The sequence below is a fragment of the Arthrobacter sp. AK01 genome, assembly GCF_021109375.1.
Taxonomy (GTDB): domain Bacteria; phylum Actinomycetota; class Actinomycetes; order Actinomycetales; family Micrococcaceae; genus Arthrobacter.
Map to the genome: position 1 here is coordinate 75128 of NZ_JAJOHP010000014.1, position 10591 is coordinate 85718.

Sequence of the window (10591 nt, forward strand, 5' to 3'; positions counted from 1 at the left end):
CTCCTTGCGGAGCGGATGGGGCTTTTTGCGATAAAGCGTGCAACTTACGCGGTGGGAGCAATCTCCGGGATACGCGGCTTGGCGTTGCCTTCGAACGTGAACTTGGCCTCGTCACCTTCGCCGTCAACGTCCACCACAACGATGTCGCCGGAGTGGAGTTCGCCGAACAGGATCTTCTCGGACAGCTGGTCCTCGATCTCGCGCTGGATGGTGCGGCGCAGCGGCCGGGCACCCATGGCGGGATCGTAACCACGCGTGGCCAGGAGGACCTTGGCTGCGGGGGTGAGCTCGATGCCCATGTCCTTGTCCTTGAGGCGGCGCTCAAGGCGGGTCACGAACAGGTCCACGATCTCGATGATCTCGTCCTGCGTCAGCTGCGGGAACACCACGACGTCGTCAACACGGTTGAGGAACTCGGGGCGGAAGTGCTGCTTGAGCTCCTCCGTGACCCGTGCCCGCATGCGGTTGTAGCCGGTCTGGGTGTCCGTGCCGGACTGGAAGCCCGTGGCCACGCTCTTGGAGATGTCGCGGGTACCAAGGTTGGTGGTCATGATGATCACGGTGTTCTTGAAGTCCACCACGCGGCCCTGGGAGTCGGTCAGGCGACCGTCTTCCAGAATCTGCAGCAGGGAGTTGAACAGGTCCGCGTGGGCCTTTTCCACTTCGTCGAACAGGACCACGGAGAACGGACGACGACGGACCTTCTCGGTCAGCTGGCCGCCTTCTTCGTAGCCAACATAGCCCGGAGGTGCACCGAAGAGACGTGAAACAGTGTGCTTCTCGGAGTACTCGGACATGTCCAGCGTGATGAGGGCGTCCTCTTCACCGAACAGGAACTCGGCGAGGGCCTTGGCAAGCTCGGTCTTGCCGACGCCAGTTGGGCCGGCGAAGATGAACGAGCCACCGGGGCGCTTGGGGTCCTTCAGGCCTGCACGGGTGCGGCGGATGGCCTGCGACAGGGCCTTGATGGCCTCGTTCTGGCCTACGACGCGCTTGTGCAGTTCGTCTTCCATCTTGAGCAAGCGCGAGGACTCTTCCTCGGTGAGCTTGAAGACCGGGATGCCGGTGGAGTTCGCAAGAACTTCGGCAATCAGGTCTTCGTCAACCTCGGAGATGTCGTCCATGCCGCCGGACTTCCAGTTGCGTTCCTTCTCCGCGCGTTCGGCAATGAGCTTCTGCTCCTTGTCACGCAGAGAGGCAGCACCCTCAAAGTCCTGGGCGTCGATGGCGGATTCCTTCTCCATCTTCACGTCGGCAATACGCTCATCCATGGCCTTGAGCTCCGGCGGAGCGGTCATGCGACGGATGCGCAGGCGTGCACCGGCTTCATCGATGAGGTCGATCGCCTTGTCCGGCAGGAAGCGGTCCGAGATGTAGCGTTCGGCCAGCTGCGCAGCCGAGGCGAGGGCGCCGTCGGTAATCGTGACGCGGTGGTGTGCCTCGTAACGGTCCCGGAGGCCCTTGAGGATCTCGATCGCGTGCGCGACAGAGGGTTCCTTGACCTGGATCGGCTGGAAGCGGCGCTCAAGAGCAGCGTCCTTCTCAATGTGCTTGCGGTACTCATCCAGCGTGGTGGCACCAATGGTCTGGAGTTCACCACGGGCGAGCATCGGCTTCAGGATGGACGCAGCATCAATGGCACCTTCGGCAGCACCTGCACCAACGAGGGTGTGGATCTCGTCGATGAAGAGGATGATGTCGCCGCGCGTGCGGATTTCCTTGAGGACCTTCTTCAGGCGCTCTTCGAAATCGCCGCGGTAGCGGGAACCAGCCACCAGGGAACCAAGGTCAAGCGTGTACAGCTGCTTGTCCTTGATGGTCTCCGGGACATCGCCGCGCACAATCGCCTGGGCGAGGCCTTCGACGACGGCGGTCTTACCGACGCCAGGCTCACCGATCAGTACGGGGTTGTTCTTGGTACGGCGGGAGAGGACCTGCATGACGCGTTCCATCTCCTGCTCGCGGCCGATTACAGGATCGAGCTTGTTCTCGCGGGCAGCCTGGGTGAGGTTGCGTCCGAACTGGTCAAGCACCACCGAACCGGCAGGAGTACCTTCCGGCTGGCCCTGGCCGGAGCCGCTGCCAGCGGTCTCCTTGCCCTGGTAACCGGAGAGCAGCTGGATGACCTGCTGGCGGACCCGGTTAAGGTCTGCGCCAAGCTTGACCAGCACCTGGGCGGCCACGCCTTCGCCTTCGCGAATGAGGCCGAGCAGGATGTGCTCAGTACCGATGTAGTTGTGGCCGAGCTGCAGTGCTTCGCGAAGGGAAAGCTCAAGCACCTTCTTGGCGCGCGGAGTAAAGGGGATGTGACCGGACGGGGCTTGCTGGCCCTGGCCGATGATCTCCTGTACCTGCTCGCGAACGCCATCGAGCGAAATGCTCAGGGACTCGAGCGCCTTGGCAGCAACGCCTTCACCCTCGTGGATCAGACCCAAGAGGATGTGCTCGGTACCGATGTAATTGTGGTTGAGCATCCGTGCCTCTTCTTGGGCAAGGACGACCACGCGACGGGCACGGTCCGTAAATCTCTCAAACATTTCGCCACACTCCTAGCTACGACGTACTTTGATGCTACGTGCCGGAGCAACACTTTTGGAGCGTGTTCGCCACAGGGGAAACATGACGCTGCGGTGGAATAAATCGGACGCTTCCCCTTGACCCCGCCGGACGACGGTGACATGCTGCCAACCGCCGCTTGGCCAGTTCCAGGAGTATCGGTGCAGGACTATTTCGCGGCATGGCTTTGCGATAACCCCAATAGGGCTGGTATTCGGGCGGTCGAGGGAGCGCGTGATTCCCGGAATATCCCACCCCGCGGACGACGCCGGAACCCCAACAAACCACATCCGTTAAACAACCAATGCCCCGGCAGCGACTGCCGGGGCATTGAAGCGGTGAATCAGGAATTGGCCTTTTGGTAGGCTTCCTGAATTTCAGCCTGAATACGTCCGCGGCTGTTGACTGTGTACCCGTTGTCGCGGGCCCACTGCCGTATCTGTGCGGAATCCTGGCTTCGGGCAGCTGTCGCCCGACCCCGTGTGGCTCGGCCGGAAGAAGTCTTCCGGGCCTTGGCAACGTACGGTTCCAGGGCCTTCCGAAGCGAAGCTGCGTTGGCGGTGGACAAGTCCATCTCGTAGCTCACGCCATCCAGGCCGAAGCGGACAGTCTCGTCCGCAGCCCCTTCATCCAGGTCATCGACGAGGATGATTTTTACTTTCTGTGCCATGAGTTGCCTCTCTTTTGGAGGGTTGGATAATCAGAAATTCCCCGGATTCCTTTGTTGATTATCGTTCACGGCAAGCATGCACGTCAAAGCACAAATGGATTCCCCTGTAAGTGGGGCCCATTTAGGAGCCTATTTAGTGGCTGGTCCTTCGGATGCCGGACCGGAATTTTTCGAATTCGCTTCGGCCTGGGCACGGGCTTCCGCCTGGCGTTCCGATTTGTCCGCATTGAAGATCGACTTCATGGCAAACCAGAAGATCAATCCCACAACGATTGACGGCGCAAGGACTGCGATGTACTCCATGGTCAGTGTCCTTCAGGCTTCAGCAAGGGGAAGAGGATGGTTTCGCGGATGCCGGCACCCGTGAACAACATGACCAAGCGGTCTATGCCGAGCCCGATGCCACCCATGGGCGGCGCACCGTATTCGAGGGCGCGGAGGAAGTCCTCGTCCAGCTGCATGGCTTCCTCATCCCCTGCGGCGGAGCGGCGGGACTGCTCCGTGAGGCGCTCACGCTGGATCACGGGGTCAATGAGTTCCGAGAAAGCGGTGCCGCGCTCCATGCCACCAATGATCAGGTCCCAGGCTTCGATGAGCCGGCCGTCTTCACGGTGCGGGCGGGCCAGCGGCTGGGCAGAGGGCGGGTAGTCATAGACGAACGTGGGGTTCAGGAGGGTGGGTTCCACGATCTCGCCGAACAGCTCAACCACGATCTTCTCGGCATCCCACTTGGGGTCCACTTTGACCTCATGCTTGGCGGCAATGGCCAGCAGTTCCTCCACCGTGGTGTCGGGAGTAATTTCCACGCCTACTGCTTCGGAAATACCCGGGTACACCGAAACCCAGGCCCATTCGCCGTCGAGGTTGATCTCGCCGGCGTCAGTCTGAATAGTGCGCGTGCCAACCACGTCGGCCACATTCAAGATGATTTCCTTCATGCGCTCAGCCATGACGAACTGGTCCGCCCAGGCTTCGTAGCATTCAAGGGTGGTGAATTCGGGGCTGTGCGTGGAGTCCACGCCTTCGTTGCGGAAGACCCTGCCCATGTCATACACGCGGTCAATGCCACCAACGACGGCGCGCTTGAGGAAGAGTTCGGTAGCGATGCGCAGCGTCATCTTCTGGTCGAAGGCATTCATATGCGTTTCGAACGGGCGGGCCGTGGCACCGCCATGGACCAGCTGCAGGATGGGGGTTTCGACCTCCACGTAGCCGTGGCGGTCCAGAGTGTCGCGCACAGAGCGGGTGATGGCAGCGCGCTTGTAGACCATTTCGCGGGCTTCGTCGCGGACCATAAGGTCCACGTAGCGTTGGCGAACGCGGGTTTCCTCGTTCAGTTCCGCGTGCAGGACCGGGAGGGGACGGAGGGCTTTGGAGGCCATGGACCACGAATCGGCCATGACGGACAGCTCACCGCGGCGGGAAGAGATGACCTCGCCCTTGATGAACACGTGGTCGCCCAGGTCAACCAGGGCCTTCCACTCGGCGAGTGCTTCCTCACCGACGTTCGCGAGGCTCAGCATTGCCTGAAGGCGTACGCCCTTGCCGTCCACGCCGCCCTCCTGGAGGGTGGCGAAGCACAGCTTGCCGGTGTTGCGTACGAACACCACGCGGCCGGTGACGCCCACGATATCGCCGGTGGTCTCATCGGCTTCCAGGTGCGCGTACTTCCCGCGGATTTCGCTGAGGGAATGGGTCCGTTCAACACCCACCGGATACGCCTCAGTGCCGCGCTCGATCAGCTTGGCGCGCTTCTCCATACGGATGCGCATTTGCTCGCTGGCGTCGATGGGCTCTGCGGAGGTGTTCAGGGCTGGGGTGTTTGCGGAAGTCACAGTCCTTAAGTTTACCGGTGATTACGGGCCTTTACTTCCGGGCCTCCGGATCAAGCAAACGCATAGACTCGGGGCTGTGGAGACATGGACGGTGGAAACGGACGACGGCGGCGGCCAGCTTGAGGTGCATACGTTCCGGCCGGCGTCGGCTGCTTCCATTCCCGGCTCGAAGGCACCCGCCGAACGGCCCGGCGTCGTGCTTGTCCACGGCACCTTGGTGACCGATTCCTTGTACTGGCCGTTCGCGCGGACGTTGGGCGTCCTGCTGGACCGGCCGGTTCACAGCTACAACCGGCGCGGCCGGGGACAGTCCGCGCCGCAGCCGCCCGGCTATTCGGTTGAAACCGAGATCGCGGACCTCCACGCGGTGATGGAGAAGAGTGGCTCAACCGATGTTGTGGCGCACAGCTACGGCGGATTCGTGGCGCTGCAAGCTGCGAGGCAGGCCAGGATCAGCAAGCTGGTGACCTACGACGCCGCGGTGTCACTGTCCGGCAACCTCAGCAGCCGCTGGCGGCCCGAGCTCGAAGAAGCTGTAACGGCCGGACAACTGGATCATGCGTGGGCGCACCTGGTCCAGGGCTTGGGAACCGCGGGGCCGATTTCCTACCTGCCCATGGGCGCGCTGCGCACGCTCAGCGTCCTCTCGGCCAGGACCCGGCTGGGCTTGGAGATGCGTTCGCTGCTTCCCACCGCCGTCACCGAGATGCGGGCGGTCCTCGACGCCGATGCGAACCTTCACGACTTTTTGAAACTCTCTACCCCCACGCTGATGCTCAGCGGTGGTTGGAGTCCTTCGTACTTCGCAGAGACCGGGCGCACCCTGGCCGGAGCCGTGCCCGCGATTGACTTCGCCGTTGTGCCGTTGCAGTTCCACGAAGGTCCGTTGCGGCCCGGCAGGCGGCTCGCGGCCCGCATCGCGAGATTCCTTTCCGGGAACCAACTCCACGGGGAACCAGCCGGGGCCGCCTAGGATGTTCCGGTGAGGGAACGCGATATCAAGACGCACGACGGCGGCAGGCTCGCCTTGTACAGCTACGGCACTGAAGACGCACCCGGGGAGCGTCGGGTGGTGCTCATCGGCGGCGCGTTCCTCACGGCGCTCATTTATCGGCCGTTCTCCATAGCGTTGGCAAAAGGCCTGGGTGATGGCTGGGCCGTTGACGTCTACGACCGCCGGGGCCGGGGCAAGTCCACCGATCAGCCGCACAACTACTCCATGGCTACGGAGATCGCGGACGTCCGGACCATCATGGACGCCACCGGGGCCCGGAATATCTTCGGCCACAGCCTGGGGGGATCAGTTGCCTTGAACGCGGCCCAGGCCTTCGCCGGAACGCACCACCAGCCGGACAAGCTCGCTGTTTACGACGCCGCCGTGAATATCGACGGAAGCATGGATACGGACTGGCTGGCCGGATTCGCGGATTCCGTCAACAAGGGCGACATCAACCGCGCAATGGCCCGGATGAAACGGGGCATGCATCCCGGAACTGCCCTTGCCCGGGTCCCGGAGCCCATCCTGGTGGGCCTCATGGCAGTGGTTTCGCGGACCAAAGTCAACAAGCTCTTCCGGGAACTCATGCCCTCCGGAGTCGGCGAGCTCAAGGCTGCTTTTGAAGAAGCCGAAACACCCCGGGACTTCTCCGGCCTCCCCTCCAGCACGCATTTCATGGTGGGTAAGAAGAGCCCGCAGTTCTACAAAGTCACCGCCGCGCGGCTGAACAGGGCCGTCCATGGCAGCACTTTGGAGGTCTCTCCGAAAGGGTTCCATGGCTCCATTCCCGCGGCCGTCAATGAGCTCGTCTCTGATATCTCGGACTACTTCAAGGGCTGACTGCTGTCCACATCAGGGACGGGCATGCTGCCCGCATTCAGGTCGCTCGGTTAGGCTCGAGTCATGACGCGCGACATCATCATCACAGCCGACGGCGGACACCTCGAAGTACTCACCACCGGTGGTGGGCTGGCAGCGGCAGGTTCCGGCGTCGTCGTCGTTCCTGCCTCCATGGTGACGGCCTCCGATTACACGCGTTTCGCCCAGAAACTGAGCGAAGCCCTTGGCCGTCCAGTCCATACCTTCAACCGACGCGGGCGCGGCGATTCTTCCCCCCAGGCGGAGGATTACACGCTGGAAGCGGACATCCGCGACCTCGACGCCGTCATGAAGCACACGTCCAGCACGGACGTCTTTGGGCATAGCTTCGGCGGCGCTGTGGCACTGCACGCGGCGCGGACCCTCCCGGTGGAGCGATTGGCCGTCTACGACCCCGCCGTTTCCGTCAACCACAGCGTCAAGGCCGACTGGACACCCGATTACGAACGCGCGACGGCGGCGGGAGACTACGATCGCGCCCTCGCCGTCCTGATCAAGGGAGTGGAAACCGGCGGCGCCTTCGCGCGCATGCCGTTGTCCATGTTGACCCTGGCGAACAAACTGGCGGCCGGTACGCCCTTGGGCAAGCAGATGCGGGAGCTGATGACCTGCGGTGTACGTGAAATAAAGGCGGTCATCGCAGCCGACATGCCCGCCGAGCCCTTCCTGGACCTGCCGCTGGAAACGCTGATCGTGGTAGGCGAAAAGAGCCCCTCTTATTTCGGAGTCGCGTGCGGCCAGATCCACGACGTCCTGTCCGGTTCCAGCTACAGCATTCTCCCCGGCTTCGGGCACGATGGCCCGATCAAGGCGCCGGACAAGCTGGTCTCGGAGTTGTCGGAGTTCTTCTCGGGCTAGCCGAGTTGAATGGCCGCGATACCGGCCACAGCAACGACCGTCAGGCCCAGCCTGAGCCGGCTGAATCTTTCGTTGAAGAACACCGCTCCAATAACCCCTGCCAACAGCACGCTGGTCTCGCGTAAAGCCGACACCAAGGCCAGGGGTGCCAGGCTCTGAGCCCACACCACGATCCCGTAGGCCAGCATGGACACCAGCCCGCCAATGAATCCCGGCTTCCAGTACCGCGCCACTCGTCGCGGGAATGAACGGCGGTCCGACGCCATGCGCCAACAGACCACGGGGATCAGCAAACCCTGCAACAGGAACAGCCACGAGATATAGGCCATCGGGTCACCGGACTGGCGGACTCCGACGCCATCCACCAATGTATAGGCCGCTATGGCCGCACCCGTGAGCACAGCGAAAAGGGTGCCCTTGCGGTGTGTGGTGGCCTCCTTGCCGTGGCCGGTGGCAGCCAAGCCCAGCAGCGAACCCGCGACGACTGCCACTCCGGCCAGCTGCCACAGGCTCAGGTGCTCCGCCAGGAAAGTGGTGGCGACTGCCGTCACCAGAAGGACGGCGAGGCCACGGGCCAATGGATAGACCTTGGAGAAGTCGCCGTGCCTGTAGGACGTGGTCAAGAGGATGAGGTAACAGGTCTGCAGGGCCGCCGAAGCGAGGACGAAGGGCCACGACTGTTGCAGGGGAACTCCGAAGATCGCTGCCCCCGCGATGCCTGACACCAAGTAGGCCAGGGCAATCATGGTGGACGATGCAAGGCGGTCCGGGATGGCCTTGGCCAGCGCATTCCAGACACTGTGCAGGACCGCTGCCAGGAGGACGGCCGCCGTCACTGTGAGGGTCAACGGTGAGCTGCCGTAACCGGGACCCTCGCCCCGGGCGGAGTCTCCTGTCGGGCACCGAAGATGACGCCTTCAGTGTCATCTTCGGCCACGCCGAAAGTGGCAAGGACCTGGGGAAAGATGTCCGCGTGATCCACGGTTGTGACATGCCGGGGCAGGGCTGCGCCGTCAGCCCCGATCCAGGCAGTGCGCTCTGCTTCGGTTTCTCCGCCATGGCCGCCGGCGTCGAGGTGGCCGTGGTCGGTAACGACAATGACCGTCCAGTCTTCGCCTGCCCGGTTGGGCCTCGCCGCAATCGCGTCGAGCAGGGTGTTAAGGCGAGCATCGCAGCGTTGAATGGCTGCAAGGTATCCATCGCCCGTTCCGTGGTTGTGGGCCTCGACGTCGGCCTCGCCAAAATATACGAAGGATGCCGCGAGGTCCTCGTGCCTTATGCGCGCCGACGCGTACTCTGCAACGGCGTCATCGGCACTTGTCCAACTGTCGGCGTCGTTCGCTTCTTCAGGGTCGGGCGTCGGCACCCAGCCCCGGGAGGTGAAGATAGGTCCACATTCGCTTCGAATCGCCAGCGGATGCCAACTGACGGCGATCATCGTTTGCAATTCCGGACGGGCGGCGCGAAGTGCCGCCGTGAAGTCCGGGAGGGAGTCGAGCTCGGCCGGGTGGTGGCTATTGCCTGTCACCTTGTGCCGATCCGCGTAGACACCCGTTGCAACTGTGGCCCACACCGGACCGGAGATGGTGGCATTCTTGTGGTGGACGCGCACAGGGACCAGAAATCCTTGATCGGCAATCCGGTCCAACGCGGGAGTGGCCGCGGACCTGAGCGAGTCGTAGCGGACGCCGTCGATGCCTACTACCAAGATGTGGGGTTCATTCTTCACACCCACGACGGTACGTGGATTAGCCAGCTACGTATTGAAACGACCGTTGAGATCTATAGCAGACTTAGGTCATGCCTATGAATCTGACACATCTCCGGGCGTTCCACTACGTCGCTACACATGGAAGTTATGTGGCAGCGGCCGCATCGGCAGGCGTCAGCCAACCGACCCTTTCAGAGCAGGTCCGCCTCTTGGAGGGGCAGCACGAGGTACGTCTGTTGCAGCGGGCCGGACGTTCCGTGGAACTGACAGTGTTGGGGCAAAAACTGTTCGCAGTCACGTCCAAGCTGTTTGCAGCGGAAATGGAAGCCGAAGCGGTACTGGCCAAAGCTCGTCAGGTGATGCAAGGAGAACTGCGGTTCGGCACCGATGCACCTATCAACGCAGTGGGTGTCCTCAGCGCGTTCCGACGCCGGAATCCCGGCGTCAGCATCCAACTCGTCAGCGGTAACTCCGCAGAGATACGCAAACGAGTATTGGCCGGCACGGTGGACGTCGGCATCATCGCGGACGAAACACCCCACCCGGACCTGATCGGCCGCACCCTGGGCACCCAGGACCTTGTAGCGTTCGTACGGCACGACCATGCCCTGGCTGGCGCCAAAGTGATCAAGCTCCGTGATTTGGTACATCACCCGTTGATCATCCGCGAGCCCGGCTCGATCACCCGGAGATCCATCGAGACCGCGCTCCAAGCAGCTCACCTCAAGCCCACCGAGCTCCTTGAAACGGACAGCAGGGAAGCAGTCCATGCTGCGGTGATCGCCGGCCTCGGCGTTGGCGTGATCGCCGAGGACGAATTCAACGATGATCCCCGCCTGGTCCTGCTCGACTTCGGCGACCGGATACCGCCCATCACGGAGTATCTGGTCTATCGGGCAGATAACCAACGAAGCCATGTAGTGGACGCTGTGTTGGGGTGTGTGGGTGGTTAAATGTGAAGAGCCCCCCCCCTCGGGGGGGGGGCTCTTCTTAATGGTTGTCCGGCGGTGTCCTACTCTCCCACACCCTCCCGGGTGCAGTACCATCGGCGCTGTGGGTCTTAGCTTCCGGGTTCGGAATGGGAC

The 10591-nt window shown here is 62.6% G+C and carries 10 protein-coding genes and 1 rRNA gene; 4 read left to right on the forward strand and 7 right to left on the reverse strand.

What is annotated here, in order from left to right:
• Positions 1-44 precede the first annotated feature (44 nt).
• The 4 genes from LN996_RS07015 to lysS all read right to left on the reverse strand — a co-directional run bounded on the left by LN996_RS07015 (position 45) and on the right by lysS (position 5061).
• Entirely contained in the window at positions 45-2537 is a 2493-nt protein-coding gene (locus tag LN996_RS07015; protein WP_231339706.1) for an ATP-dependent Clp protease ATP-binding subunit, read from the reverse strand.
• A gap of 362 nt (positions 2538-2899) precedes the next feature.
• On the reverse strand, positions 2900-3226 hold the full coding sequence (locus LN996_RS07020) for an Lsr2 family protein (protein ID WP_211711044.1): 327 nt from the start codon (positions 3224-3226) through the stop codon (positions 2900-2902).
• Positions 3227-3355: 129 nt separating this feature from the next.
• Entirely contained in the window at positions 3356-3529 is a 174-nt protein-coding gene (locus LN996_RS07025) for a hypothetical protein (protein ID WP_200846829.1), read from the reverse strand.
• A gap of 2 nt (positions 3530-3531) precedes the next feature.
• On the reverse strand, positions 3532-5061 hold the full coding sequence (lysS, locus tag LN996_RS07030; RefSeq protein ID WP_231339707.1) for a lysine--tRNA ligase: 1530 nt from the start codon (positions 5059-5061) through the stop codon (positions 3532-3534).
• Positions 5062-5137: 76 nt separating this feature from the next.
• Here lysS and LN996_RS07035 point away from each other — a divergent pair, with 76 nt between their 5' ends.
• The 3 genes from LN996_RS07035 (at position 5138) to LN996_RS07045 (ending at position 7795) form a co-directional block, all read left to right on the forward strand.
• Positions 5138-6034, forward strand: a complete 897-nt coding sequence (locus LN996_RS07035) for an alpha/beta fold hydrolase (RefSeq protein WP_231339708.1) — start codon at positions 5138-5140, stop codon at positions 6032-6034.
• Positions 6035-6043: 9 nt separating this feature from the next.
• On the forward strand, positions 6044-6898 hold the full coding sequence (locus LN996_RS07040) for an alpha/beta fold hydrolase (protein WP_231339709.1): 855 nt from the start codon (positions 6044-6046) through the stop codon (positions 6896-6898).
• A 63-nt stretch (positions 6899-6961) separates the two neighbouring features.
• Positions 6962-7795: an alpha/beta fold hydrolase gene (locus tag LN996_RS07045; RefSeq protein WP_231339710.1), complete on the forward strand. Its 834-nt coding sequence runs from the start codon at positions 6962-6964 to the stop codon at positions 7793-7795.
• On the opposite strand, the gene LN996_RS07050 is transcribed toward LN996_RS07045, so the two are convergent.
• Positions 7792-8643 (reverse strand): EamA family transporter, encoded by an 852-nt coding sequence (locus tag LN996_RS07050; RefSeq protein WP_231339711.1) that lies wholly within the window; start codon positions 8641-8643, stop codon positions 7792-7794. The two genes, LN996_RS07045 and LN996_RS07050, sit on opposite strands and share 4 nt — an antisense overlap.
• Positions 8640-9524, reverse strand: a complete 885-nt coding sequence (locus LN996_RS07055) for an alkaline phosphatase family protein (RefSeq protein WP_231339712.1) — start codon at positions 9522-9524, stop codon at positions 8640-8642. The genes LN996_RS07050 and LN996_RS07055 overlap by 4 nt, the downstream gene beginning before the upstream one ends.
• A gap of 71 nt (positions 9525-9595) precedes the next feature.
• Here LN996_RS07055 and LN996_RS07060 point away from each other — a divergent pair, with 71 nt between their 5' ends.
• Positions 9596-10459 (forward strand): LysR substrate-binding domain-containing protein, encoded by an 864-nt coding sequence (locus LN996_RS07060; protein WP_231339713.1) that lies wholly within the window; start codon positions 9596-9598, stop codon positions 10457-10459.
• Between the two features lie 46 nt (positions 10460-10505).
• Here LN996_RS07060 and rrf read toward each other — a convergent pair.
• Positions 10506-10591 (reverse strand): 5S ribosomal RNA (rrf, locus tag LN996_RS07065); the annotation flags it as partial.